Source organism: Clostridia bacterium (genome assembly GCA_034926675.1).
In the GTDB taxonomy this organism is placed as follows: Bacteria; Bacillota; DTU025; order DTU025; family DTU025; genus JAYFQW01.
Genome location: JAYFQW010000014.1, coordinates 15,324 through 41,968, shown reverse-complemented (window position 1 = coordinate 41,968; position 26,645 = coordinate 15,324). Strand labels below are relative to the sequence as shown.

Sequence of the window (26,645 nt, the reverse complement as noted above, 5' to 3'; positions counted from 1 at the left end):
GCTCAATGCCACTCAAATGGACATTGACCACGAGGTCAGTGTCCATTTGAGTGGCATTGACGGTCCGACTCCCGCGGTCGAGGTTCGCGCAGATCCCATGACGCGCGCGGGCGATTTCCGAAAACACGTCTAGCTGCAAGTTAGCCGCGCCACATTATGCCATGATCCCGCCCTCTCGCGCGCAGTGTCGCCAATCTCGCCGGAACGCGCGTCTGGAGGGTCTCAATGCTGGTTTCATCGACATTGCGGGCGTCTCAATGCTGGTTTCATCGACATTGCGGGCGTCTCAATGCTGGTTTCATCGACACTGAGCTCGTCTCACTGCCGGATTCGTCGACAGTATCGCTCCAGGGCTCGATCGCGTTGGTCGCACCTCGTCAGGCGGCGCGGGCGCGCAGCCGGGGGCCATATATGTGGCGCGCGGCTACAGCAGCGCGCCACGCTGACTACCCGACCCTGGCCAAACGTGTCTCTCCATGCCTGCTGGGGCGCCAACAATGCTGGCGGTCTGGGGGCCGAAGCGCCAGTATTCTGGGCGCTCTCGGCTCTCGAGAGAGTCATGAGTGAGAATCGCAACGCCCTCTACGCGATTTCGGGGGACGTACAGGCCGAAGAGGTGGTTGTCAGAAGGTCCAGACCTGGCAGGCCAAAGAAGGACGAACCTCTTCCCACCAAGACCGTCTACAGGGTGATAGCTTCGGTGGGCGATCTCAAGGAGCGCGAAGTGCGAGACCTCTGAAAACTCAAAAGTTCGATGCTCAAGGGTGCTGAATATGGGACATGATGGATACTGGAGGCGGGAATGCGGGAAAGAAAGAGGCGGCCTCTCAGCCGCCCCTCTAGTAGTCACACCATTAGCCTGCTCACGCCCTCGCACAGAGCGCGAGTCCCTACGAGGCTACACTCTCTTCCACAGATCAGCAGCAAGCTCCCTCGAGCGCTTCGCCATACGCTGTTCGTCCACCGTAAGCAATGCCCCTTTGTGCATCAGGAATCTTCCGCCAACCATAGTGCTGTCCACCATGCCTCCAGAGACCCCGAACAGCACGTGGCTGTACCAATTGCCAGCTGTGACCGGCGTTGGCGCCCAGTAGTTCACTGTGATAATGTCGGCGTATGCCCCGGCACGCAGGACCCCAATCGGCGCATCCCAGTACTTGGCTAGGATCCTGCTGTTATTGCTGAAGGCCATGGCAGGCATCTCCGACCATGCTGCCTGCGGATTGGCCTCATTATGCTTGTGCAAGCAGTTGCCGACCTTGATGCTCTCGAACATGTCGGTGGCGTACCCGTCGGTTCCGAGGCCGACTCTTACTCCGTTCCGCATCATCTCCAGCACCGGCGCGGCGCCAACCGCATTTCCCATGTTCGACTCGGGGTTATGAACGACACTCACATCCCTCGACTTCAGAACCTCGATCTCCTCAGGATTCACGTGTACACAATGAACTGCGAGCGATCGGTCGCTCCAGATCCCGAAGTCATCCAGGCGTTTCACCACCGGTCTGCCATGTTGCCTGATGCTGTTGATCAGATCCTCGATACCTTCTGCTGTATGTATGTGGAACCCGGCATCGATAGCGCCGGGCGATTCCACGCACTTACGAAGGGTCTCATCTGACAGTGTGAATGATGCATGAAGGCCGAACATGGAACGGAGGAGAGGAGAGCGATGCCGCTTACATCTCTCGATAAACCGCGCATTCTCCGCTATGGCCTCCGCTGCAACCCTCTCTCCGTCCCTATCGGATACTTCGTACGCAAGCGAAGCTCTGATTCCCACCTCAGTGACTGCATCGGCAATCACGTCTAGTGATCCCGGGATGGCATTCGGGCCTGAGTGGTGATCAAGTATGGTGGTGGTTCCATTCCGCACGCACCATATGAGCGGCATCATCGCGCTCATGCGCACATCCTCTTCGGTGAGGGCTCTGTCCAGCCTCCACCATAACCTCTCCAGGATCTGACCGAATGTGCGAGCTGGCGCCCCATCGAGCGCCATGCCCCGAGCAAAAGTGCTGTATAGATGCATGTGGGCGCAGGTCATGCCTGGCATGATCAGCCTCCCGCCAACATCCTCAAACTGAGCGTCGGGATACTTCTCTTTGAGCGCCGCCGTTGGTCCGACATCTGCAATGAACTCCCCGGCCACTGCGACAGCTCCGTCCTCGAATACCTGAGGGCTTTCCTCACAGGTGAGCACGACTCCATTCCCAAGGAGCAGGTTCGGCTTCACTGGCGCCCGCCTCCTTTCGCGACCGACTCTATGGCCCTGATTATCTGCTCGTATCCCGTGCACCTGCACAGGTTTCCTGCAATAGCTTCCCTGATCTCATCGCGGGAGGGGTCTGGTTTCCGGTCAAGCAAGGCCTTGGCTGTCATGAGCATCCCAGGAGTGCAGAAACCGCATTGCACCGCCCCGTGCTGTATGAAGGCGTCCTGAAGAGGGTGTAGCGCATCTCCATTGGCGAGCCCTTCAACTGTCTCAATCTCCGCCCCATCACACTGAGCCGTGAGCACCAGGCACGAGTTGACTGCCCTTCCGTTAAGGATGACCGTGCATGCGCCACACTCGCCCACCCCGCACCCTTCTTTTGCTCCCGTTAGGCGAAGACGAGTGCGTAGAGTGTCGAGGAGCCTCTCATCCCCAGTCACATCAACAGCTACCGGCCTTCTGTTGACAGTCATCTTCACGCCCAAGTACTCCGTTCCGCTCATTCCCACGACTCCTCTCCCGCGCACCGCCTGATGGCTCTGGCAACAAGGGCGCCGAGCACTGGCAGCTTGTAGTCTGTTGACCATCTGATGCCGCTAGCTCGCACCATGGCATCGCCAGCCGCTTTGCCTGCCTCGGCAGCAAGTTCCGGCCGGTACTGCCTTCCCCCAAGCACAGCCTCTGCCTCTCTGATCCTGCATGGCGTGGGAAATGCGGCGCCGGCAGACACTCTGGCATCCATGATGAGGCCATTGTCATCCACTGCAAGCATCGCCGCCACCGAAAGCCTCGATATGGCCATTGCTCGTCTGCGCCCGAGCTTGATAAACTCGCTGCGTGCGCCGGGGGGGATTGGCCTGAATCTCACATCTAGCAGCAGTTCATCGAAGGCTACGGCTGTCGAGTATGGTCCAGTGATCAACTCACCGAGTTCGACCGTGCGCACACCTCGCACCGATCCTATGGCAGCCACCGCATCGAGGGCGACAAGGGGCGGAATGGAATCAGCGGCAGGTGATGCATTCATGATGTTCCCGCCTATAGTGGCCCTGTTCCTGATCTGTGCGGATCCGATAGTCCTAACCGCCGATGCTAGAAAAGGGGCAGTCTCCGCGATCAACGTGGATTCTGAGATCTCCGCATGGGTCGTGCCCGCACCTATGCACACACTCATGCCGTCCCTTCGGATCCCGCGGATCTCTCCCAGTCCTGACAGGTCAAGGGCCCATGTCCAGTTGGGCGCCTCCTGCCTTGCAGCGACTAGAAGATCAGTTCCACCTGCAATCGGCTTCACTTCACGAGGATGGGAGGACAGGAAGGACAGGGCATCATCGAGGCTCGATGGTCGATAGAGGCTGAATTGAGTCACTTTCTCTCACTCCCCCTCCGTCCGCGGGTCGGCCTGAGGGCGCGCCCGAGAAGCACTCTCTCCATATCCATAGGAAGCTCCCGCACCCTTCTTCCGCACGCATTGGCGATGGCGTTGGCTATGGCCGCTGCGCCAAGCTCGCACGTTGGCTCACCGATAGTCTTTGCGCCATACGGGCCGTAGGAATCTGGGTTCTCCACGATGATCGGGGTCACGCAGGGCACATCCACGGCAGTGGGAATGAGGTACTCGTCGAAGTTCTGGGTCTTCGTCCTGCCGTTCTCCAGCTCCACCTCTTCCAAAAGTCCATACCCGGTTCCCATGGCCACGCCCCCGAATATCTGCCCCTCCACCGATTGCGGGTTGATCGCGCGACCCACATCGTGCGCAGCGGTGATATGCTCCACGATCACCTGCCCGGTATCGGTGTCAACTGCAACCTCAGCCACTTGGCAGGCATATACATATGTGAAATAGGCCCTGCCCTGCCCTGTATCCTCGTGCCAGTCCACGTGGGGCGCGCCGAACCATCCGAACTGCGCCATGAGCTCTCCCGCGTTCCAGGCCAGCTTGACCGCATCGTCGAAGCCCATGCGGGGCGACCCAGCCATCTCCCGCTCGGCCGCCGCGAAGATCGAGTTTGCCTCGGCGACAAGCTCGCTCCTGGAGCGCCCAAGCTTCTTTGCGGCCTGCTCCATAAGAACGTCTCCTGCCTTGCGCGCCGCAATTCGCACAGCGTTGCCACCCATGATAGTGCTTCTGGAGGCAACCGTCGGCCCGGAGTCCGGCACTGTAGACGTGTCAGTCTCCATGAAGATCACGCGGTCTAGTGTGACCCCCAGCTCCGTCGCAGCGATCTGCGAGAATATAGTCTTGAGGCCCTGCCCATTCTCGGCAAGCCCGGAGAAGACCAAGACGCTCCCATCTGTCTGGACCGACACGATGGCGCCGGCGGCGTCCACGCCTTCAGCGCCGAGCGCGCATCCCCGGAAACTGCAAGCAAAGCCTATGCCGCGCTTCACCGCCTTCGCCTGGTTCTGAAGCGGCAGCCTCTTTCGCTTCTCAGCATATCCAGAGGCCTCGGTTGCCCGGCGAATCACTTCCTTGAGGGATACAGTGTGTTCTTCGAGCACCTGCCCAGTGGCGGTCACCGAACCCTGTTCAAAGCCGTTTGTCATTCGGATGTCCAGCGGATCGATGCCCAGTTCACCCGCAAGCTCGTCCATGAGGGATTCCTGAGCGAATATCGCCTGCGGAGAGCCGAATCCCCTCATAGCGCCTGTATAGGTGTTGTTCGTGAACACCCCGAATACATCGGTGCGCACATTGGGAACAACATACGGCCCCGTGGCCTGGACAGTCGAACGCCACGTAACGAATGGAGTCTGAGATGCATACGCTCCGGCATCAGCAACCATGCGCGCCTCGATAGCAACCAGCCTTCCATCGCGCATGGCGCCAACCTTGTAGTGGAGCCTGTATGGGTGGCGCTTGTACGACTCCACCAGTGATTCCTCCCTGGTGTTTACGAGTTTCACGGGGCGTCCGGTCAGAAGAGCCCCCAGAGCAGCCCGTGCAGCCATGGCCGACATGACCTCGTCCTTCCCGCCGAAGGATCCGCCCATGTTCAGCTGGACTATCCTCACCTTAGCCAATGGGAGACCCAGGATTCCCGCAACAGCGCGGCGGCAGGAGAATGGATTCTGGATCGATCCGTAGACCAACACTCCGCCTGAAGGCCCCGGGACCGCGACTGCAGCCTCGGGCTCTATATAGGCGTGCTCTATCAGCTGGGTAGCGTAGTCGCGCTCCAGCACCACGTCGGCCTCTGCAAATCCCTGATCCACGTCTCCCTTCCTCACCACATGATGGACGCAGATGTTGCCTGGGTACTCACTGTGTATCTCCGGCGCTTCCGGAGCGAGCGCCTCCTCGGTAGAGAACAGCGCCGGAAGCTCTGCATACTCCACATCCACCAGCACTGCCGCTGCCCTCGCCGCCTCCCAAGAATCCGCAATCACCATCGCAATTCCGTCGCCCAAGTACCGGACCCTGTCGAACGCGAAGACTGGCTGGTGCGGCACTACCACACCGAATGCCTTCGATGCGGGAACATCGGCGGCGGTTAGGACCGCTGCAACACCGGGCACGGCGAGTGCCTGAGATGAATCGATCCGCGAAAGCCTCGCGTGTGCGTACTTCGACCTTACGACCTGCCCGAAGAGCATCCCGTCGAAGGCCATGTCCGCTCCGAACAGCGCCTTGCCAGTCACCTTGTCCCTCGCGTCAACCCGGGGAGCGTTTGTCGATACCGGACACCAGCTGGGAGATGCGCTGATATTCAAGGCTTCACCCCCGGTTGCGATATGTTTCGCGTACTTTGACGTACACCCGCTCCGCAGTGGCAGGCGTTACTTCCATCCTGGCGCCAACTGCATCCCTTATTGCCAGCGTGATAGCTGGGATTACCGGCACCATCACCGCCTCGCCAATGCCTTTCGCGCCGAATGGGCCTGTCGGCTCCAGCACTTCCACGGCAACAGTCTCGATTTCAGGTGCATCCATACTCGTGGGGACTATGTAGGTTGACAAGTTGGGGGTTTTCACAATCCCGTCTTTGATGATTGTATCCTCCATAATAGCGAATCCCATCCCCATCACTACTCCGCCCTCCGACTGCCCTGCAAGCCCCTGGGGATTGACCACCCTGCCGGCGTCGATGGCCGCGAATACCTTAAGAACCTCAGTTTCGCCAGTCATCTCATCCACTTCGACTAGGGCGACGTGGGTTACGTACGAGTTGATGATATGCGGAAGCCCGACCGCCCCCGGAATCGACTTGTCCGCTTCCGGCCATATAAAAGCGCCATCTGCCGAGATCACCCGATCTTCAGCCGACACCGCGTCTGCAATCTGGGCCACGCTCACGCATCCGTCCCCATCCTGCCTGCTGCAGCGCCCATCCTCCAGCGCCACATTCGCCGGCTCTGCACCAAGAATCCGGGCGGCTTCCATTATGAGCTTATCCCGCATCTGCGCCGAGGCGCGGAATATCGCATTGCCCCCGGTGTACACAGATCTCGATGCGGTGCAACTCCCGGAGTCCGGGCTGAGGGCCGTGTCGCCAGTTATCACCGACACATCGTCTACGTTGCACTCCAAACATTCCGCCGCCATCTGAGCGTAAGTCGTGGAGTTTCCCTGGCCGATCTCAGGGCAGGAGAGAGACACCACATACCTACCATCCGGTGTGAGCCTGATAAGGGCTGCACCATAATCTGGCAAGCCAACCCCAAGCCCGGTTCCCTGCATCTCAGTGGCGATCCCGATGCCCCGCTTCCGCCAGGGCGCCGACGCCTGCGTCTTCAGCTCTTTGCGCTTGACCCATATGTCGCACTTGTCCGCAGCTTCCAAGGTATGGGTGGTCCCGACCGCCTTGACCATCGTATATCCTAGGGGCGATCTCTCTCCTCCCCTGAGCGCGTTCTTCATCCGAATCTCCATGCGCCCGATCCCAGTTTTCTCTGCAATGGCGTCTAGCTGTGTCTCCATTGCGAAGACGACCTGTGGCGCGCCGAAACCGCGGAAGGCTCCGCATATCCCATTGTTGGTGTATACTGCCGTGGCGTCGAGTGACACATTGGGGATACGATACACGCCGACTGAATGCTCAAGAGCAAGGTTTGTCACAGGCCCGCCTAGAGACGCGTAGGCGCCTTTGTCCGACACTATCCTCACCTTGTGCGCAACGAGGGCGCCGTCGCTCTTCGCGCCGGTCTTCATGTACACCTTCATCGGGTGGCGCTTCCAGCCGGCAAGCACCGATTCCTCCCGTGAGAGCACTATCTTCACAGGACGCCCGGTCTTGAGCGCGCCCAGGGCCAACAGGATCTGAAGAGTGATCTCATCCTTGCCGCCGAACGCTCCTCCAGTTGGATTGGCGACCACTCTTATGAGGGAAGGCTTGATGGCGAGGGATCGGGAAATCTGCATCTGATCCCTGTAAGGGTGCTGTGCCCCACAGTACACAGTGATGGTTCCGTCTGGGTTTGGCGCGCCTACACCCTGCTCTGGTTCCATAAAGGCATGCATCTGCCTAGGCGTGTGATACACCGCCTCCACGATCACGTCCGCGTCGCGGAAGCCCTCCTCCACGTCGCCATTAGCCACAAACGTGTGAAGGTGAATATTGCCTGAGGCATGCACCTTAGGAGCGTCTGGATCCATCGCAGCCTCGGGGTCGTCCACCACTGGCAGCGGCTCATAGTCGACGCTCACTAGCGGAAGCGCCGACTCTGCATCCTCGGGCGTTTCCGCGATGATCAGGGCCACCGCATCGCCGGTGTACCTAACCTTCTCGTGGCACAGCACTGGCTGGTCGGGCACCGCGATTCCGTATGCATTCAGCCCCGGCACGTCTCGCCAGGTAAGCACCCTAACAACACCGGGCGCCGCCTCCGCCCTCGATGCATCGATCGCCTTGATCAGTGCGTGGGCGTATTTCGACCTCAACACGCGCCCATACAACATGCCTGGGAACTTGAGGTCGCCCATGTACTTCTGGGCGCCGGTAACCTTGTCCCGGGCATCGACCCTCGTTACAGGTTTTCCGACCCACTTGAAGTCGTGCATGGCGCCCCCCTTATGCTCCGCCGCCCACAGGATGCATCAGCTGCACTTCATCCCCGTCGGCCAGAATTGCGTCATCGAACTGCCGTTTCTGGTTCACCAATGCCACCACGTAGCTATTGTCTTCCACTAGGAGCAGACCGTACAGATCCGCAAGCCTCGCGCCTGCATGGAGCTGAACAGTGGTTCGTCCGCCAGGCGCCAGCCTCGAAAGCTCCCCAAACAGGGCAACCTTCACTCTGATCGAGCCTGGCTGAGCTCCTTCGCAGGCGCCTGTTGCCGCGTCCACATCCGCACCTGCGACCGCGCCTGCGACCGCACCTGTTGCCGCGCCTGTTGCCGCGTCCATCGTGGCCTGCCCTCGCCCTTCCTTCGCTCCACAGCAGCCCCTCGCCGAAAGCCCCTGCTCTGCGGCCCACTTGGCCTTCGCATCATCCACAAGTTCCGGCCATATCGCCCTGTAGAGCGCCTGGTATGTGAGGGCTTCCACCATCGCCAGCCTGTACTCCCGAGTTCCACGGATGTCAGCTATTGGCGACGCCGCCTCTCTCGCAAGCGCGCACGCGTCTGCGAGAGACTCGGCGGTGACTTCCTTTCCTTCAAGAGCCGCTTCAAGGGCCCGTGCCCGCACTACAGTGGGAGCAACAGAGCCAAGAGCAACCCTTACATCGGTGAGCGCCCCTCCCTGAAGGTGGCCGTGGACAGCCACACTCGCAATGGATATTGACATTGCCCGCCTCTGGCCAAGTTTGCGGAAGGCAGCAATGTCGCCGGGGCGATCCGCGAGTACACGCACACCAAGGATCAGTTCGTCAGGCTCCAGTCCGGTTCTGCCCGGGCCTAGGAAGAAATCCTCCGCAGAAAACTCGCGCCTGCCGCGCTTGCTCTCTGCCACCACTCGTCCATTCATCGCCATCAGAGCGGGAATGGCGTCTCCGGCAGGAGATCCGGTGCCGATGTTCCCACCGATTGTCCCCCTGTTTCGTATCTGGGGAGAGCCCACGGATATCGAGGCTGCCGCAAGAAGATGCGCCCTGCCCTTCACTACCTCAGACGATGAGATCTGAGCATGGGTGCACCCTGCGCCGATCCATACTTCGTCGCCCAGGTCCTCAATGCCCGACAGATCTTCCGCGGCATCGATGCTAACCAGCACCTTCGGTCGGGCTCTGCCGTCTTTCATCTTCACAACCAGGTCAGTGCCGCCCGCGATCACGCTGGCGCCGAGATTGGCCCCTAGAAGCCCCACCGCATCCCGGGCGGACCTGGCCCTCACAGCAACGAAAGGTTCCACCATACCGCGCCCACCTCCCGCATCAGGCTTTCCGCGCCCGCTGTCCCCTGTCCGCCGAGCGCTAGATGCCTGCCTCCTGCCTCTGATCCAGCCTGACGCAGTCCCATACCGGGCAGACCGAAGCGCACATCCCACATCCCACGCACTTCTCTTCGTCAACATGGGGAAGTCTCTTCTCATCAAGGCTTATGGCCTGATGCCCGCCATCGAGGCAGGCTATGTAGCAGACGTCGCACTTTACGCAAGTTTCGAGGTTGATCACGGAAACTGGCTTATATGCCCGGGAGAGGCGGGAGTGCTCAACGATATTAGGGAGTGACTTGCCCACGAGTTCCTCCACGGAGGACATGCCTTTCTCTTCCAGATACACTGACAGCCCGTCGACGAGGTCCTCGATTATCCGGAAACCATTCTTCATGACTGCCGTGCAGATCTGAAGGTTTCGCGCACCCAAGAGGAGGAACTCCGCTGCATCGCGCCATGTGCAGATTCCTCCAGTAGCCGCTACGGGGATGTCAATAGCCTTCGCGATCTCAGCAACGCACCTAAGGGCGATGGGTTTCACGGCTGGGCCAGAATACCCTCCGTAGGTCGACTTGCCGCCAACGTTCGGGTAGGGAACGAGGCTGTCCAAATCCACTCCGATGAGGCACTTCACCGTGTTTATGGCGCACACCCCATCTGCCCCGGACCGCTTGACAGCGCGGGCGATCGCAGTGATGTCTGCCACAAGGGGAGTCACCTTGATCACAATGGGCACTCTGGAGGATGCTTCTTTCACCCATCTCGCAGTGCGCTCGGTGAGTTGGGCGTCCTGACCTATCGTGGAACCCATGCCCCGCTCTGGCATCCCATGGGGGCACGAGAAACTGCACTCGATCAAGTCGACGCCAGCGGCCTCGAGCCTCCTCACGAGCTCCTGCCAGTGCTCTTTCTTCGAGCCCATGATGCTAGCAGCGACTACCTTGTGCGGGTACTCCTTCTTGAGCGCACGCACATCCCGCTCCACCTGGTCGATGTGCCGTTCTGAGATGAGGTCGATGTTCTGAAGCCCTATCACTCGCTTGTCGTCGTAATCAAGGCCCGCCATCATCGGGTATGCGAGCTCAACCACTTCTTCCTCGACGGATGTGGTTTTCAGAATTGCCCCGCCCCATCCGGCGTCGAACGCGCGCGCAACCATCTCAGCGTTGTCGGAACACGGCGATGCTGCCAGAGTGAATGGGTTCTCGAATTGGACCCCTGCGAATTGTATGGACAGATCAGCACCCATAGAAATCCCTCCATGAATATTCTGGCGCAGGACGCGCCGCCGCGCGCGGCGCTGCGAGGCCCCACTATGCTAACTCACCCGGGAATCGAGATAGCCACGTATCCCGGCCGCAGCCGCCAGCCCCTCGCGCACCGCACGAACCACCGTCGTGCCGCCATTTGCAGCGTCGCCTCCGGCGAAAACCCCTGGAACCGATGTAGCGCCTGTAAATGGGTCAATCCGGATCATCCCCGAGTCACCGCGAACAAGACCGGGCATCCCTCTGAACACCGCCTCGTTGGGCCCCTGCCCAAACGCCAACACGACAGTATCCGCGCCGAGGAGCTCGTCAGGCTCACCGGTGGGCGCCGGTTTCGGTCGGCTGGAACCATCAGCAGCCAGGAGCCTCATCCGGGCCATCTTGACTCCGACCACCTTCCCCTCCGATCCCAGAACCTCCGATGGAGAGAGCAGGAATCTGAACTCCACCCCCTCCTCGCGAGCGAACTCGACCTCTCCTGGCCAGGCCGGCATCTCCGCCTCAGAGCGCCTGTATGCGATGGTAACGGAATCCGCTCCGAGCCTCGCGGCTACACATGCGGCGTCAACCGCCACATTTCCTCCGCCCAGCACCACTACCCGTCCGAGGGGGTCGGGAATGTCGGTTGATCTCATCCCCGCCCGACTCCCAGGGTCAGACGCAAATCGAAGGAAGCTGTATGCTGATGCCACTCCTGCCACGTCATCGCCTGGCAGCCGCGGGTTCTCCGGTTGCCCCAGCCCGGCGCAGATGAACACCGCATCGTAGCCAGACACCAGTTCATCGAAGCTGATGTCCCTTCCGATCTCGGTACTCGGAACGAACTTGACGCCTGTAGACAGGACCCAAACCGATTCCGCCGCCAGGATCTCTCGGGGCAGGCGATAAGCTGGAATACCATATCGCATCGTTCCCCCAGGCTCCGCCCAGCGATCGAACACCGTGACCGATTCGCCCTGGGAAGCCAGGGACACCGCACATGTGAGTCCGGCAGGACCAGCCCCGACCACCGCGACGTTTCTGCCGGTGGAGGCAGCGCACTTCATCGGAGGTATTCCCCTTGCCAGTTCCTGATCTGTTGCATATCTTTGGAGATCTGCAATGGCGATCGGTTGGGCAATGCCAGAGCTCGTGCACGACTTCTCGCAGAGCGACTCCGCCGGACAGACCCTTGCACATATCGAACCGAGTGGATTCGACTGCCGTATCAGCCTGGCGGCGCCGATGGTATTCCGCTGAGCTATCCGTCGGATGAAGCCGGGGATATCGATTCCCACGGGGCAGCCCTTAACACATGGCGCATCGTGGCAAAAGAGACACCTTGCCGCCTCAGCCAGGGCTTGGTGCGGCTTCAGGCCCCTCTTCACCTCAGCCATGCTCGACACCCGCTCTGCCATGCTAATGGTTTCCGATTGTTGTCGAGTCGCCACCAGTAGCACCTCCATTGCTGCATTTCGAGTCCAATCCGTATCTGGCAGCTATCATCTCTGCAACGATGCTCACCGCAATCTCCTTGGGCGCATTCCCGCCGATATGGAGGCCAATCGGAGCATGAAGCAGGGCAATGGAGTTTTCGCTCACCCCTCTGCTTCGCAAACTCGTGCAGCAGCTTTCAACCTTCTGCCTGCTCCCGATCATGCCCACGTAGAACGGAGGCTCCTCCGCCCTCAGGATGTGGTACAGAACCTCGGTGTCCCATTCATGCCCGCGGGTCACGATTACCACGTAGGAATCCACACCTCCGGGCGTCGCCGCCGCGGCCTCGGGGAAACTCTGCACCCGAACCTCGTCCGCCCAGGGCGCCAAGGTCCTCGATGCGAACTCCTGTCTATCGTCGATCAGCCTCACTCTGAAACCTGCAAACTTCGCAAGCTCCCCGACGGCCAGCCCCACGTGGCCCGCCCCGAAAACGTGCACCTCGGGCCCTGACGACATATACTCCAAGAGCAGGTCGATATGACCGCCGCACGCCATCCCGAGGCTCGCAAGACCACCCTCTTCTTGGCCAAGAGTGAGCCTGCGGCTGTGTCTGCATGACATGGCCTGAATGGCCGCCTGAATGGCCCTGGCCTCCAGCGCGCCGCCTCCAACTGTGCCCGCAGTGCTCCCATCTGCCCGGACAAGCATCTTCGCCCCCTCCTTTCCCGGAGAAGGCCCTCCAGTGCCTATCACCGTCACCAGGACAGCAGGAGTCCCAGATTCCATGGTCCGGACCGTCTCTCTAAGAAGCTCAAGCATACTGCCGTCCCCTACCTCCTCTGAGTGAAACCTCTATCCTCGCACGCTGCCTCGTACTCTTCCACGGTGTCGAGGTCGACTCTCACGCCTGGAGACGACACCTCCACCAACCCGCGCAGCACATCCAGGTTCTCCCCCACGATATCCGAAAGAGTCCGGCCCTTCCCCCGAACCTCCCCCGGTTTCCCAGGGAGCGCAATGAGCTCATCTCTGAGAGCAGCCCCAAGCAGAATGGGGTGGCCGCGCCTGCCGTTGTGCGTCGGAACGACTACTGCCCTTCCCTGCTGGTTCAGTTCGAATCTCGCAAATGCAAGGATGATGGCATCAATAACGCTCGATTCCACCGCAGGATGGTCGGATAGGGCTATTGCGAACGCATCTGCCCTGGGATCCGCTGAGGCTGCCCCGCAGGCCACCGAGCTTGCCATCCCCCTCTCCCATCCCTCGTTGGTCACTACTGTGACAGGCTTTCCTCGGAATCGCGCGCCCGAAGGCCCCGACTGCTCGCATCGCGCCAAGACCGCCTCGCGCACTTCATCCGCGCGGCACCCGACCACTACTATCACCTCGGCGCAGCGGGAGTTGGCGCATACGGAGGCGACATGGCTCACCATCGGGACACGCTCCCACATCAGAAGCTGTTTGGCAGTGCCCATCCTGCTGGAGGCGCCTGCGGCGAGCAGTATCGCCGACACGAAGGGTCCGCCAACAGACCTTGCGACATCCTCGACGTCAGATCCAGTCATCGCTGTTCCCAAGGCCTCTCCGTCGTATCCATACCCTGCTCAAAGCGACGTCCTCTGCCACTGGCTTTCTGTTGTGCTGCATCCTGGATGGCCTCGATTATGGCCTTGTATCCTGTGCACCGGCACAGGTTTCCAGACATCGCCTGCCTTATCTCTGCTTCTGATGGATCTGGAACCGAATCCAGCAGAGCAACTGCCGACATGACCATGCCCGGGGTGCAGAATCCACACTGCACTGCCCCATGGCGCACAAAGGCATCCTGCACCGGGTGGAGTTGCCCCTCGCGCGCCAATCCCTCAATAGTGGTGACTGACCTGCCGTGGCACTGGAAGGCAAACACCAGGCAGGAATCGACTGGGGTTCCGTCCAGCAGGACAGTGCATGCCCCGCACTCGCCCTTGCCGCACCCCTCCTTTGTGCCAGTCAGGTTCAGCTCCTCCCTGAGGAAATCCAGAAGCGTAGTGGATGTGGATACGGTCCTCGTGAACTCGTTTCCGTTCACCGTGATCCTAATGCGAGTTGCTTCCACGCACACTGCCCCCCATCAGCGCTTCGCCATGATCGCAGCGGCCACGTCCGGGAAGACCGCGTAGAACCCGGTCGCCGCTGCCAGATGGTCCACAGGCACCTGATCGTTCACGGTGTGAGCGTATTTCTCCTCACCGGGGCCAAATCCTATGGTGGGGATGCCGTGCTTGCCAGTGATCGACACGCCGTCGGTGGAGAACACCCACTTGCTGACCACGGGATCCCTCCCAAGCACCTGCCTTGCAGCCTCCACTCCTGCGAGCACCGCAGGGTGATCCGGCTGAAGCACCCAGGTAGGATAGTCCTTCGGCACATCCGCCTGATATCCGGTCCAGCTTTTCTCGGTGTAGCGGAGGAGCGAAACCTCTGCACACGGGTCGGAGTGCTTTCTCACGTCCTCGATGGTGGAACCGGCTGTCTCGCCTATGGTCATGCGCCTGTCGATGTACACCTTGCACAGGTCGGGCAGTGCGTTCAGCGACCCGCTCACACTCTCGATTCGGGTAACCGCAATGCTGCCGCGGCCGAGGAACGGGTCGTCTTTAGTCTTCGATTCAAGCGCCTGCACTCCCTTGATCGTTGGAATCATCTTGTAGATGGCGTTCTCTCCCCGCTCCGGCGCGCTCGCGTGGCAGGATACGCCCCTGGTCGCAACCGCAACCTCGCACCTGCCCCTATGGCCGCGATTCACTCCCAGATTCGTGCACTCGCCCAGAACCACAAGATCGGGCCGTATGAACTCCCTGGAGATCATCTCCCCGATGGCCCAGCCATCGCAGTCCTCTTCCTGAGGCACTCCCACAACGTATAGGGTGGCGCCGCTGCCTAAATCAAGGTCCATCATTATCCTGGCGGCATACACCATGCACGCGATGGCTGCCTTGTTATCCGAGGCCCCCCTCCCGTACACGATCCCATTCTCCAACTTGCCCTCAAACGGGTCATGGGGCCAGGCGCTTATGTCGCCGATTCCCACCGTGTCGATATGCGAATCGTACAGCACTTTGAGATCTCCATCGCCAATCCGCCCCACCACATTGCCGATCTCATCTATCTCCACATCTGGCAGGCCCACAGCCTGCATTTCTTCGACTATCCGCCTCATGGCCGCACCCTCGCACCCTGAGGTGGACGGTATCCGGATCAGATCCCGCAGAAACTGGACTATCTTCGGCTCGTACTCCATTGCGAGCCTCATAACATCCTGAATCGCACGTGCCAAGTAGAATGCCTCCTTCTCCTGCGCCGTCATCGTCCCTGCCAAGCAGGCACGTATCGTCCGCCCCCAGAGCGTCCACAGAACCTCCCACGCTCGAAAACGATCTCGCCTCGAAGGTACACCTGTCGAATCTCTCCACTTACCTCGATGCCCTCGTAAGGCGTGTATCCCGACTTCGAAATCAGCTCATCTCCAGAGAGCGTGGATCCACCTGAGGGGTCGAGAATGACGAAATCCGCGTCAAAGCCAGGCGATATGCTCCCCTTCCGCCCCCACAGCCCGAAGAGCCGGGCGGGGTTTTCGCACATCATTCTCACCATGTCGGTGATATTGAGCCGCCCTGCGCGCACCCCGTATGTGTAGATCAAAGGAAGGAGTGTCTGAACTCCGGGGATGCCGGGCAGCGTGTCAAAACAGCTTGTGCCCAGGGCCTTCTGCCCCGGGGTAAAGGCGCAGTGATCAGTGGAAATCGTATCGATCCGGCCCGCCCTCATAGCCTCCCAGAGCATCGCGCGATCCTGCCCTCGCCTCAGCGGCGGGCTCATTATGTAAAGCGCCGCGTCCTCCCGTCCGTAGGCGCTCTCATCGAGAAGCAGGTAATGCGGGCAGGTTTCGGCGTGCACTTCAAGGCCGCGTTCTCTTGCAGCGATGATCCTCTGGATCCCTACGCCGGTCGAGACGTGCACGAAATAGACTCGACCAGCGACAGACGCGGCGGCCTCGATGACCGCACCGATCGCAGCTGCTTCTGCCTCGGCAGGCCGAGACCTGGCGTGTGCGTGAACAGACGTATCTCCCTGCGCAATCAGGCCACGGCCGGCGTCCTCGATCACGGGATCGCTTTCCGCATGCACGGTAACCAGAATGCCGCTTTCCCGTGATGCGGCGAGAATGCCTGCAAGGGACTTGCCATCCAGCATGTACCCGGCGTCCTTGTAGGTAGTGAACACTTTCACACTGGCGATTCCCAGGCCGGACAGTTCACACAGCTGCTCGAGGGTATCCGGCTCGAGCCTCACCACATTCTGGTGCACTGAGAAGTCAACACTAGCAAGCGCCGCCGCTTCATCGAGCCGTGCCATTGCGCAATCCCGCAGGCGCTTGCCGGCGGCATGGTCTGCGTAGTCGATTACGGTCGTCACTCCGCCTGCGGCCGCTGCCTCAGTTCCAGAACTGAAGTCATCCGCAGTAATGGACCCTCTTGATCTGAGGCCGAAGTGGACGTGGGGATCGATGATGCCCGGCAGCACGAGCATCCCCGAGGCATCCACCGATGCCCACACCCCAGATGGCATGTCAGCCCGCGCGCGGGGTGCGCCATCAACAGGCATCACGTCCACTACCCGCCCAGCGTGCACGTACACGTCTGCCGCAATAGTCGATTCAGATGAGACTACACTTCCTCCGCAGATAACAAGATCAGGCATGCGCCACACCTCGGAAAGCGGTTCGCCGCTGCCTCTGGGCGAAACCCGTTGTAGTCTTGTGAATATGGTGCTCGGCCGCGCCTATGGCAGAAGAGCCGGCGCGACCCTTGAGAGTTCTCCCTCGAGGACCCGCATATCTGGAGGGATGCTGATCGGCTCACCCGTCGCGCGGGCGCCGGAGGATATGTCCTTAAGCCCGTTGCCAGTCACAATTACGCACACTCGCTCCGACCTGCCCACAACCCCGGTCCGAACTGCTCTCATGAGCCCGGCGAGCCCTGCCGCTCCGGCCGGCTCACCATATACGCCGGTAGTTCTCCCCAGCACCCGCATGGCTGCGAGTATCTCATCATCAGAAACGTCGATCATGGTTCCACCAGACTCTCTTATCGCCCGGAGAGCCTTAACGGGGTTTCGAGGAACGCCGACAGCGATTGAATCTGCAAGAGTGTCCTCCCGCCCGGGCTGCAGAGGAAGACCAGTTCGAAACGAAGTGCTTATCGGATTGGACCCTTCCGATTGAACCCCGAGAATTCGCGGCGTACGTGAAATTGCACCGATAGCGTAGAATTCTCGGAAGCCTTTCCATACTCCTGCAATTGTGCATCCGTCTCCCACCGACACCACGACCCAATCCGGAACCTCGAATCCCAGATCCTCACAGATCTCGTAGGACACCGTCTTCTTGCCTTCCACCATGTATGGATTGATGGCGGCGTTCCGGTTGTACCATCCGTAGGTTCGGATCGCCTCCGCTGATAGATTGAAGGCGTCACGGTAGTCGCCCTTCACCTTCACTACCACCGCCCCGAAAATCAGAAGCTGAGCGAGCTTTCCAGACGGCGCTCGTTCCGGGACAAATATCACTGCCCGCAAGCCAATCGAAGCTGCGCAGCCGGCGCAGGAGGATGCGGCGTTTCCCGTTGATGAGCAGCTGATAGTGGAGGCGTGAGCCTCAAGCGCCTTGGCCACCGCTACTGCGGAAGCTCGGTCCTTGAGCGAAGCAGTCGGGTTGAGCCCATCATCCTTCACCAAGACCATATCCATTCCCAGTTCAGCTCCAAGGCGCGCGCTATGGTATAGGGGAGTTCCGCCCACGCGCAGCCCAGGCCTGGGCCCTCCGGGATCAACCGGAAGTAGATCCTCATACCTCCATATGGAGCGATCAGCACTTGCGCGCAGTGAATCCCGAAGCGAATCGCCGTTGATTGATTCATAAGAGTATCCGACGTCCAGAATGCCGCCGCAGGCAGGGCAGGTGTAGGAAAGCGGAAGTGCACAATAGGAAGCGCCACACGATACGCATGTGTAGCCGTTGACGTACTTCACTGACCACCCTCCCCGAAACCAGTGATGGTAAAGCTTTCATGTTAAGTTCAACACCTGACGCCGATTTCCTGCGAATAGTCATAGAACGCGCACTGTGGCGCCATATGAATCCGGGCCAAGTCCGCCTGTCGCAGCCTGGCAGGGGAGAACGCCAGCGAGCCATATCACCTGCCTGACGCTGGCCAAACGTGTCAGAGCCAATAGCAACCCAGCATACTCATGTGAGTGGGGTGTGAATATCAACGCAAGCGGAACCTGGCCATTACACCCGCGCCCACGCACGGCCAGCGCAAAGGCGAGAGCCTCCTCTGGGCGCCTCTGGGGCATGTGTGCGTTCCGCTCCTCTCCTGGGCCAGCGTCTAGAGAGAACACGACCTCATGCCTTTCACTCGCGTCTCCGACGGGACATGCTATCTCCCAAGTCACGTGCGGGTCCTGCGCTCCGGTCAGCAGTTCTACAAGCGCCGCCGTCTGCTTCGCCACCTCAGCCCCGCCGCACTTCGCCCGCTCCTCTATGAGCTCTCCAAGGAGCAGTTCGGCCATTGCCATGGCAGGCATGTCCGCATGTCTCCTCGCGTCGTTACTTGCCATCTCAGCCGCAGCCGACGCCAGCTCCCATAGGTCGGTGGATTCAAGCTCAGCACGTATCATAGACAGCTCAGCCTGATCGGCTGCGGCCTCCCTCCCGAGCTCCTCCACCTCAGCCATCTTGAGCGCATACTCCTCGGAGAGCTCTCGGGACCTGCCCTCGTTCTTGGGATCCGCCAATGAGTCGCGAGCAGCCTCCGACACGGCGATCTCTTCGATAGATAACTCCGCCTCTCGCTCGGCGCCTGCCTCAGTCCGTCCTGCCAATGCCTCCTCAAGTCGTCGTGCAGCCTGCCGATACTGGGCATCCTCTCGAGCAAACCGCTGGTATCCCTCGATGAACTTCTGCACGGATCCGAATCCAGCTGCCCGAACGAGTTCCCAGGTCCGTTCCTTAACACGGCAAGTCCTCATCCTGATCAAGTCCGCTTCGTTCCGCACCTGCGCCAGCTGCGCACCGGTCTCCTCGAGTTCCCCCATGAGGATATCGCGCCCGGCCTCGAGGAATCGCCTGTTCTCGGCGATCGCCATGTGGTCTTCGAGGCTCTTTCCGCCGAGCGCCGCCGACAACTGCTGGCGATTCCACGCAAGTTGCCGCTCTAGGGTCTCCCTCTCAGTTTGCAGACGAGCCTGAGCGCAACCGCGGGAATCCAGCTCCATCGCCTCTGCCAGGCCGTATCCTGCTGCGAGGATGCCCAAGGCCAGGGAGATCAGGAGAGCAGGCACGCCGGGGAACGAACGGAGGAACGTCATCTTGGTCCCACACGCGAGGAGGCCTATCAGCGATACGAAGGCTACGCCGGATCCGCCAACGGAAAGCCAGCGGGAAATGGTGATTCGCGATGGGATCCTCCTCATTCGCTCGAGATCCTCCGATATGCGCGCCAGTCCCTTCTCCTTTTCCTCACATACGGCGGAAAGAGAGCGCACCTCTCGTTCGAGTCTATCGTCGGCAGCTCGGGCCAGGCTTCGTTCGATCGACGACAGCTCCCCGCGAAGACGCACGAATCGGCTGGAGATGGTGGACTGCTCCGCCTCTGCTCTCACCGCTTGCTGCTCAAGGTCTTTCAACGTGCTGTCGAGTGATTGCACCTCGTTTGCGCTCGCACCGTCAAACCCTGCGCCGGCGCCTGGCAGGCCTGCTAGTCTCCAAGCAGCCTCAGCAGCCGCCTTTCTGGCGGACCTTGCCTCTCCAAGGCGAATCTGCAAGTCATCACGCTCAGCTTTCAGCCGTGCGATGTAGCCATCGATCTCCATTCTCTCTGCCGATGCCCTCAGAATGGAATCAATGGCTGAGATCCGAGAATCCAGAAATGCTGCCCGCTCCACAATCCAGGATAGCCTGGACTCCAGCTTCGACCTGCGCGCCCTGGCACGGAAGACCTCTTCGACCGATTCATCTAGAGCCTCCCGTGTCGCCGATCCACCCTCATTCGCCATTCCCCGCAGGCATCTGAAGGCAGATTCCAGCCTGGGACCTTCCTCAGGCAGCACCTGGGATAGGGCAACGCTTCCGATGCACACTCCCCGGGCATTCCCAGCAGTCGCACAGTCGAGATCCTCAGGGTCAAGCGCGACAACCTCAGCCGATCCGCTATCGCCCAGGGCCGACACTGCATTCGTCAGAGCATCGCAAAACCCTGGATCGTCCGATCCGATGATGGTGAGATCAGGCGCCAGCTCGATATCGTGTGTTGATCCCCTGCGTCGTTCAGATACCTTAAGTCTCTCGATTCTCACTGGCAGGCGCCTCCCTCAAAGCGCGAAGGCAAAGCTTCAGGCCACGCGACAGGACTCGTCCTCCGATGGGAGCAGACTCCCCCCCAGCCCTGTCGTGTCCGGCCACCGAGGCGCGCCGTAGCACTCCGGCAGCCCTTCGTATGAGTGCCTGTTCAAGATCATCACCTTGTACAGAATCAGACGGCCTGGCGGATCGGGACGGCACAGTGTCATCGTTCACATTCAGGTCAAGGAACCTGGGGGCGAACTCGGCTTCAAGGCACGCGAGGCAAGCGGTCTGCTCAAACTCAAGTCGGCCCTGCAGTTCCAGATTCAAGCATAGGTCCGGGTCCGCAAGTTCCTCCAGCCTTTTGCGCATCTGGTCAGGGGTCTTGCCGGTCACATCCATGTGAACCACTCTCTGCGCCCTGCTCGGAACCTTCAATGGACTCACCCGGACACCATCGTCACGCATGGTGACGATGAGGCAATGCCTTTCTCCCCTGGTTTCGTAGCCGATGTGCGCAGGCGAGCCTGGGTACCAGCACTGCGCACGTCCTACAGAGCAGTTGAGCCTGTTGTGGTGATGCCCGAGCGCCAGGTAGTCAAGACCGGCAGCAGCCAGGTCATCACGGGTGATCGATGATATGGGCTCTCCGGGAGTGTCGGCGTAGGTGGCATGCATCAGTCCAATGTGCCGCCCAGATTCCTCCACTATCAGGCTCCTGAGCACAGGGATATCTGAGTTTCTGTTGGCAGTGCGCAATCCCCAGATTGTAACCCCCTGTATTGGGGAGAACCTGGACCATTCCTCACCCATGAATAGATGCACATTGTCCGGTCGGCACGCTTCGCGCAGGAGCGCGAGGTCTCCGTGCTCTTCCGATTCACCGGGCGCCACCGCCACCTGCACCAAGGCCCGTCCAAGTCGCGCGAACCCCTCTCTAACAGTCCGTACAGTAGACTCCGCGGCGGACGCCGCGCATATTAGGTCTCCTGCCACGAGCAATACCTTCACATCAGAGCGAATGGCCTCATCCACCAGGAAGTTGAAGGTCGCGATGAGATCGGCCCGGCGCACAGCGCGCGCAGAGCGCCCGTAGTCGGTGAGAACATGATCCAGATGCAAATCGGCAGTATGCAGAAGCCTGATGGGATCCAAGCCATTCCCCCCATTCCAGGCGGCGAGCGAGTCTCTCGTTCCGTCCCGATTTGCTTCGTCCATTGGCGATATTCGACGATATTGCCGAATAACGCACGATGAGCGGCCATCAATGCCGCCCATCGCCCTACTACTGCGATATTCTACCTTTGACGGCTGATTCCTCCCTCAGACGCCAGCGATATCGATGCCGTACCTGGCGAGCACCCTCTCCACTCCAGCAGCCATACTGGCCCTAAGCTCGCCCGGGGCCAGCGCCTCGGCTGATTCACCGAACGTAGCAAGCCAGGCTCGGAACTCGTTGCATCCTGGCATGGTGTCGCGGTATATTACTGAGCCGTCAGGAAGTTCCAAGTACGTGGCTGATGCCCTGTCGGCAGTGTCGGACCGCATGCGGCTTATTACGTTGAAGTCGTTCGAGAAACGCACTGCCACATCCACCGGTTCCGATGAGCATTCCACTCCCCAACAGCTCTTAACGTGCGCATCAACGTCATCGTCAGACGGGGGGGCGATACGAATCGACGACAGCCGGCAGTTACGGATTCTCGACACCTTGAAATGCCTGAACTGCTCGGAACCACTGAAGCCGTAGAGGTACCACGCACAGGTTCGCCAGTCGTACACCAAGGCAACTGCGCAAGTGTCTCTTTCAGACTGCGCTCCAGACGCGCCCACGTATTCAACTCTTATCGCAGCGTTTCCGGCCACGTACTTGCCCAGAGCATCCACTTTCTGTTCCTCCTGCCCCGGACCATACATGATTCGCCCCGCTTTGACCACCCGTCGCCCGATAGCGCGCATGACTTCGTCCGATGAATGAACCGCTGTGAGACCAGCCTCCACCTTGTCACGCGCACCCGCCACGTCCGCGCCCGCGGGAAGGCGATCCAGAATTCGGAGGATGGTGCTGGTTTCGTGGCGGCTGAGCGAGGTGATGGGAAAGGAGAAGTCCGACGATGACAGCATCCAGATCTCGTCTTCAGGTTTCTGCTCCCCATCGCAGCCAGTATCTGGATCGTCAGCACTGCACGCCAGTGGAACGCGGCCGTGGGATAGAAGCAGTTCAAGATCTGCTGCCACCATCTCCGGAGTGGCCCCACACTCATCCGCCAGTTCAGTGACTGTCATGCCTTCTGGTGTGGAGCGAAGCCTGTTGACTATCTGAATCAACCTCAAGTACATCGCCTCGGTCATCTCCGCACGCGAAGGGACTCTCAGAGCAGCGGAAGCTCCAGCAGTAGCCGAAACAGCGGGGGGCGAAGGCGACAGCGACGATGGCGCAATCGGAGGGCGGCGCGAGCCCTCGCCTGGATCGCATGGGGAGGCTGCATAGATGCGTCGCATCACGATGGCGCTGTCCACCAGTTCTTGAGCCAACTCCTTCGGCTCGATCACCTGTGCAGAAGAGCCGAACGACCGTAGCCACGTCCGGAACTCTGAGAGACCCGCCACCGTATCCGAAAGCTCTGTTGTGCCGTCATCGCAGGGCGTGAGAAGGCACGATGGTCTATCGCCTGCCTCAGCCTGAAGCCGCGCGAACACGTTCATCTCGTTGAAGAACCGAACCCTTACGCGGGTGGACTTCCCCGAGAACACTCCCCACATCCCTGACACATGCGACGCCAAATCGAAGGAGTCGGGGTACTGGAAGTGCGAGTTGGTCACCACCACTCCGGTGATGCGGTCCAGGCGGAAATGACGGATCTCTCCAGCACGGCGGCACTGAGCCACGAGGTACCAGGCATCGTGGAACCAGTAGTACACAAGCCCTAGTGGTTCAACGTCCCTTACTCCGCTGGATCCGCCGCTATCGCAGGACTCTCCGTTAGGCGCCCTGCCCCGAACGTCGCGCGAACGATATGTGATCCTGACCACTCTCTCTTCGAGCGAGGCCACCTCGAGCATGTCGACGAGGTTCTGAATCTCAGGGTCAAATCGCCCCGTCCTGCCTTTCATGTACCGCCTGCGGCAGGCGAGCCTTGCAAGGCTCGCTGATGGCGCCACTGCCGCTAAGAGTTTCTCTCGGATTGACCTCACAGCAGCGGGTTCCGCCACCGCCTCCGGAGCTGCCTCCACTGCATGGAGCACCGACAGTAGTTCATCACAAGTGAGCGAAAAACGGGGCATGAAGGCCCCGCTCAGACGGTATCCTGATTCTTCACGACTGTCGCACTCTTCCACAAAGCCCTGCGTGCAGAGGTAGTCCATGTCTCGCCTTACTGTCCGCTCATCCGCAGAAAAGCCCCGGATGGGATCGGAGAGACGGTCCACAATCTCCGTGAACGCAGCAGGCCCGGCCACAAGGTATGCGAGGACCGCCATGCGCCTCATTGCTATCACAGAGGACGGCAGCTGCGGCATAAGCCCACCGCGGGAATGCATCACCCCATCGCGGATCTCAATATCGTACCCCATCGTCCGCAGCCTTGCGATATCACGTGCGATAGTACGGCAGCAGACGCCGTGTTCCGAAGCAGCCTGCTCCAAGTCGATTTTCCCGCCTGCCGACCGCAGTTTGTCGACAATTGCGCCAATACGAGCATCGCGCGCTACTCCCATCCACCATCACCCAGGGACTAGATTCTACGTCAGGCAATCCCATCCCTCTTGAGTTCCAATGAAAGGAGTTCGCGGAGTTTCCTTCGCGCCCTTGCAACAGCGTTGTCAACCCCCTTGGCGGTGACGCCGATTGCAGCAGCGGCCTCGCGATACGATAGGCCATTGGCGATCCACGACATGGCTTCGAGTTCAAGCGGGGTAAGCGCTGTCTTCGCTACTGACCAGATTCTTCGGCACTCCTCAAGCCGCTCCACGGACTCGGCCGGATCGATCGCCGTCGTGTCAGCGATCGTCTCTATGGGATCTCTGTTGTCATCCTGTCCGTCAGCCCCGTAGCGAAGGGGGATTGTGAATCCACGAACCGCGGCCTTCATGCGTACACTCGATCTGGCCGCACTCATCAGCCTTCGTACAACACAGAGCTGTGCGAAAGAGTAGAAGCTGGACTTAGTCGGATCATACCCACGCACAGCCGCAAGGAACCCGAGCCGCGCCTCCTGCATCAGCTCTTCTCGGTCGTGGACATAACCCCTGTAGGGCGCCGTCCACCTATAGAGCGCTCCGGAGTAGTTGGAAAGAAGCCGCTCGAACGCGTCACCTGACCCGGTGGCCTGAACGATGCGGATCAGTTCGCCATCGCAAGTTGCCCCAATATCCATCACGAGCGCGCACCCCCCGATTATGCTTAGGCCCCGATTCTCACACCTAGGCCATGATAGCATCCCGGGCCGGCGCCAATATGTCACGCTCGCGAATCGCCTGTAGCCTCTGCCGCGGCAAGGGTAAGAGCTGACTCAAGTCGTTTCCGCGTGATTCTGCATCCGATGGAATATGGTTCAGCAATGGTTCCGTTCATCTGATGAGCGTTGGCGTGGCAACCGCCAGAGCACATGTATCTCGCCCAGCAGCCCCTGCACACGGGCTTGGCGTAGATGTGCGCGCGGCCGAATTCGCTTCCGATTTCCGGTCGTGCGATCCCCGAGCGAACATCCCCCATAATGAAGCCATCCCGCCCCACGAACTGATGGCACGGGTACAGCTCGCCGGCAGGGGTCACGGCCACATACTCACGCCCTGCCCCACATCCTAGCAACCTCTTGGCCAGGCAGGGGCCGTTCGCAAGGTTCAGGTCGAAGTGGAAGAAGCGGAAACCCCGTCCCTGTCGCCTGCGGGCGATCATCTCATCCACGAGCCTGTCGTAGGATGCGTACACCTGTGGAAGGTCCTGCTCTCGAATTGAGTATGGCGACTCGGGAGGCGACACAACTGGTTCGAAGGATATGCTATCGAAACCCATGTCGGCCAAGTACAGCACATCATCCACGAAGTCCAGGTTCCGCCTTGTATACGTGCCCCTCACGTAGTACTCCCCATCTGGCCGTGTTTGAACGAACTGCAGGGCGTTTGCCATTATCCGCTCGTGGGTGGGGCCTCCATGCTCAGTTCTGCGCACCGCATCATGCACCGCAGGCCTGCCATCGATTGATAGCACGGCCGCGATGTTGTTATCGTTCAGGAACCCCCCGATATCGGGGGTGAGCCCGAGGCAGTTGGTCGTCAGGGTGAACTTCAACACTTTCCCAGAGGCCGCCTCCAGCCTGCGGCCGTGCTTTACGATGGTCCGGACTGCCTCCATATTGAGGAGCGGTTCGCCTCCGAAGAAGTCAACATCCAGATGGCGAATGCCGCCGCTGAGCTTGAACAGAAGGTCCAGCGCGGCGCAGCCCACCTCGGCGGGCATCAGCGATCGCCCACCGCCGAAGCCTCCGGTTCCGGCGAAGCAGTATCCGCAACGCATGTCGCAGTCGTGGGCAACGTGGAGACACATCGCTTTCACGACGCCAGGGCCGAGGGTCTGCCCAGTATTGGGCATGGTGTCTGGGTCGTCCGGGTAGGATAGCGTGCCTTCCTCGATCAGCATGTCGAGGTCATGCGCGACCTCGGCAATTTGATCCGCTCCGATGTGAGCGATTGCCCCGCGGGGCACAGCCTCGTCGAGCTGTCCGATGACGTCCCACGCCGCCTCATCTATGCAATGCAAGCTGCCAGACTGGACGTCGAGAAGGAAACGGGCGCCCGGCACACCGAACCGTCGCCAGTTGCGGCTGACGCCGGCTCGGGTCGGACGCCCTCGCTGAAGCTCGAGGCCGTTCGCTATTTCCTGCACGCCTGATTTCCGAGGGTGCAGGAGGTCTTGCAGGCGGACTGGCAGGAGGTCTGGCACTCCCGGCACCCACCTGAGGCCGCGGTGGCCTTAAGGTTAGAGGCTATGACAGTTTTCACATGCTTTTTCTCGTTCTTCTTATCCACGCCAATTCCTCCGGTCG

The 26,645-nt window shown here is 60.3% G+C and carries 21 protein-coding genes; 1 reads left to right on the top strand and 20 read right to left on the bottom strand.

Annotated features, from left to right (window positions below; genetic code table 11):
- The first annotated feature begins 559 nt into the window (after positions 1-559).
- Complete coding sequence (locus VB144_05295; GenBank protein MEA4883071.1) at positions 560-739, top strand: hypothetical protein; 180 nt, start codon at positions 560-562, stop codon at positions 737-739.
- Positions 740-898: 159 nt separating this feature from the next.
- Here the strand turns inward: VB144_05295 and ssnA are convergent, their stop codons facing one another.
- From ssnA to scfA, 20 genes are all read right to left on the bottom strand, one after another.
- Positions 899-2,236 (bottom strand): putative aminohydrolase SsnA, encoded by a 1,338-nt coding sequence (gene ssnA / locus VB144_05290; protein MEA4883070.1) that lies wholly within the window; start codon positions 2,234-2,236, stop codon positions 899-901.
- Positions 2,233-2,718, bottom strand: coding sequence for a (2Fe-2S)-binding protein (locus VB144_05285; protein ID MEA4883069.1), 486 nt, complete (start codon positions 2,716-2,718; stop codon positions 2,233-2,235). Before VB144_05285 ends, ssnA begins: the two co-directional genes overlap by 4 nt.
- Positions 2,715-3,584, bottom strand: a complete 870-nt coding sequence (locus VB144_05280; protein MEA4883068.1) for a xanthine dehydrogenase family protein subunit M — start codon at positions 3,582-3,584, stop codon at positions 2,715-2,717. The genes VB144_05285 and VB144_05280 overlap by 4 nt, the downstream gene beginning before the upstream one ends.
- Positions 3,581-5,929 (bottom strand): xanthine dehydrogenase family protein molybdopterin-binding subunit, encoded by a 2,349-nt coding sequence (locus VB144_05275; protein MEA4883067.1) that lies wholly within the window; start codon positions 5,927-5,929, stop codon positions 3,581-3,583. Before VB144_05275 ends, VB144_05280 begins: the two co-directional genes overlap by 4 nt.
- Before the next feature lie 4 nt (positions 5,930-5,933).
- A complete protein-coding gene (locus tag VB144_05270) occupies positions 5,934-8,216 on the bottom strand; it encodes a molybdopterin cofactor-binding domain-containing protein (GenBank protein MEA4883066.1) in 2,283 nt (760 codons plus the stop codon).
- A gap of 10 nt (positions 8,217-8,226) precedes the next feature.
- Positions 8,227-9,510, bottom strand: a complete 1,284-nt coding sequence (locus VB144_05265) for an FAD binding domain-containing protein (protein MEA4883065.1) — start codon at positions 9,508-9,510, stop codon at positions 8,227-8,229.
- 58 nt (positions 9,511-9,568) lie between these two features.
- Complete coding sequence (preA, locus tag VB144_05260) at positions 9,569-10,780, bottom strand: NAD-dependent dihydropyrimidine dehydrogenase subunit PreA (GenBank protein MEA4883064.1); 1,212 nt, start codon at positions 10,778-10,780, stop codon at positions 9,569-9,571.
- Positions 10,781-10,849: 69 nt separating this feature from the next.
- Positions 10,850-12,229 (bottom strand): NAD(P)-dependent oxidoreductase, encoded by a 1,380-nt coding sequence (locus tag VB144_05255; protein MEA4883063.1) that lies wholly within the window; start codon positions 12,227-12,229, stop codon positions 10,850-10,852.
- On the bottom strand, positions 12,198-13,037 hold the full coding sequence (locus tag VB144_05250) for an XdhC/CoxI family protein (GenBank protein MEA4883062.1): 840 nt from the start codon (positions 13,035-13,037) through the stop codon (positions 12,198-12,200). Before VB144_05250 ends, VB144_05255 begins: the two co-directional genes overlap by 32 nt.
- Positions 13,038-13,048: 11 nt before the next feature.
- On the bottom strand, positions 13,049-13,783 hold the full coding sequence (locus tag VB144_05245; protein MEA4883061.1) for a nucleotidyltransferase family protein: 735 nt from the start codon (positions 13,781-13,783) through the stop codon (positions 13,049-13,051).
- The gene (locus VB144_05240; protein ID MEA4883060.1) at positions 13,780-14,298 is read right to left on the bottom strand and encodes a (2Fe-2S)-binding protein; all 519 of its coding nucleotides are present in this window, start codon (positions 14,296-14,298) and stop codon (positions 13,780-13,782) included. Before VB144_05240 ends, VB144_05245 begins: the two co-directional genes overlap by 4 nt.
- Before the next feature lie 30 nt (positions 14,299-14,328).
- A complete protein-coding gene (locus VB144_05235; GenBank protein ID MEA4883059.1) occupies positions 14,329-15,534 on the bottom strand; it encodes a YgeY family selenium metabolism-linked hydrolase in 1,206 nt (401 codons plus the stop codon).
- A 26-nt stretch (positions 15,535-15,560) separates the two neighbouring features.
- A complete protein-coding gene (hydA, locus tag VB144_05230; GenBank protein MEA4883058.1) occupies positions 15,561-16,958 on the bottom strand; it encodes a dihydropyrimidinase in 1,398 nt (465 codons plus the stop codon).
- A gap of 81 nt (positions 16,959-17,039) precedes the next feature.
- Positions 17,040-18,287, bottom strand: coding sequence for a threonine synthase (gene thrC / locus VB144_05225; protein MEA4883057.1), 1,248 nt, complete (start codon positions 18,285-18,287; stop codon positions 17,040-17,042).
- A 78-nt stretch (positions 18,288-18,365) separates the two neighbouring features.
- Complete coding sequence (locus tag VB144_05220) at positions 18,366-20,615, bottom strand: hypothetical protein (protein MEA4883056.1); 2,250 nt, start codon at positions 20,613-20,615, stop codon at positions 18,366-18,368.
- Entirely contained in the window at positions 20,596-21,756 is a 1,161-nt protein-coding gene (locus tag VB144_05215) for a metallophosphoesterase (protein MEA4883055.1), read from the bottom strand. The genes VB144_05220 and VB144_05215 overlap by 20 nt, the downstream gene beginning before the upstream one ends.
- A 168-nt stretch (positions 21,757-21,924) precedes the next feature.
- Positions 21,925-24,318: a WYL domain-containing protein gene (locus VB144_05210; GenBank protein ID MEA4883054.1), complete on the bottom strand. Its 2,394-nt coding sequence runs from the start codon at positions 24,316-24,318 to the stop codon at positions 21,925-21,927.
- A gap of 29 nt (positions 24,319-24,347) precedes the next feature.
- The gene (locus tag VB144_05205; GenBank protein MEA4883053.1) at positions 24,348-24,977 is read right to left on the bottom strand and encodes a sigma-70 family RNA polymerase sigma factor; all 630 of its coding nucleotides are present in this window, start codon (positions 24,975-24,977) and stop codon (positions 24,348-24,350) included.
- Between the two features lie 83 nt (positions 24,978-25,060).
- Positions 25,061-26,542, bottom strand: a complete 1,482-nt coding sequence (gene scfB, locus VB144_05200; protein MEA4883052.1) for a thioether cross-link-forming SCIFF peptide maturase — start codon at positions 26,540-26,542, stop codon at positions 25,061-25,063.
- Positions 26,473-26,628: a six-cysteine ranthipeptide SCIFF gene (scfA, locus tag VB144_05195; protein MEA4883051.1), complete on the bottom strand. Its 156-nt coding sequence runs from the start codon at positions 26,626-26,628 to the stop codon at positions 26,473-26,475. Before scfA ends, scfB begins: the two co-directional genes overlap by 70 nt.
- Between the last annotated feature and the right edge of the window lie 17 nt (positions 26,629-26,645).

Excerpts from the sequence above, each read along its gene's own strand:
- VB144_05205 (MEA4883053.1), bottom strand. The coding sequence starts at position 24,977 with ATGGATATTGGGGCAACTTGCGATGGCGAACTGATCCGCATCGTTCAG.
- VB144_05250 (MEA4883062.1), bottom strand. The coding sequence starts at position 13,037 with ATGCTTGAGCTTCTTAGAGAGACGGTCCGGACCATGGAATCTGGGACT.
- VB144_05295 (MEA4883071.1), top strand. The coding sequence starts at position 560 with ATGAGTGAGAATCGCAACGCCCTCTACGCGATTTCGGGGGACGTACAG.
- VB144_05285 (MEA4883069.1), bottom strand. The coding sequence starts at position 2,718 with ATGAGCGGAACGGAGTACTTGGGCGTGAAGATGACTGTCAACAGAAGG.
- VB144_05245 (MEA4883061.1), bottom strand. The coding sequence starts at position 13,783 with ATGACTGGATCTGACGTCGAGGATGTCGCAAGGTCTGTTGGCGGACCC.
- preA (MEA4883064.1), bottom strand. The coding sequence starts at position 10,780 with ATGGGTGCTGATCTGTCCATACAATTCGCAGGGGTCCAATTCGAGAAC.
- VB144_05210 (MEA4883054.1), bottom strand. The coding sequence starts at position 24,318 with ATGGGAGTAGCGCGCGATGCTCGTATTGGCGCAATTGTCGACAAACTG.
- VB144_05265 (MEA4883065.1), bottom strand. The coding sequence starts at position 9,510 with ATGGTGGAACCTTTCGTTGCTGTGAGGGCCAGGTCCGCCCGGGATGCG.
- hydA (MEA4883058.1), bottom strand. The coding sequence starts at position 16,958 with ATGCCTGATCTTGTTATCTGCGGAGGAAGTGTAGTCTCATCTGAATCG.
- VB144_05270 (MEA4883066.1), bottom strand. The coding sequence starts at position 8,216 with ATGCACGACTTCAAGTGGGTCGGAAAACCTGTAACGAGGGTCGATGCC.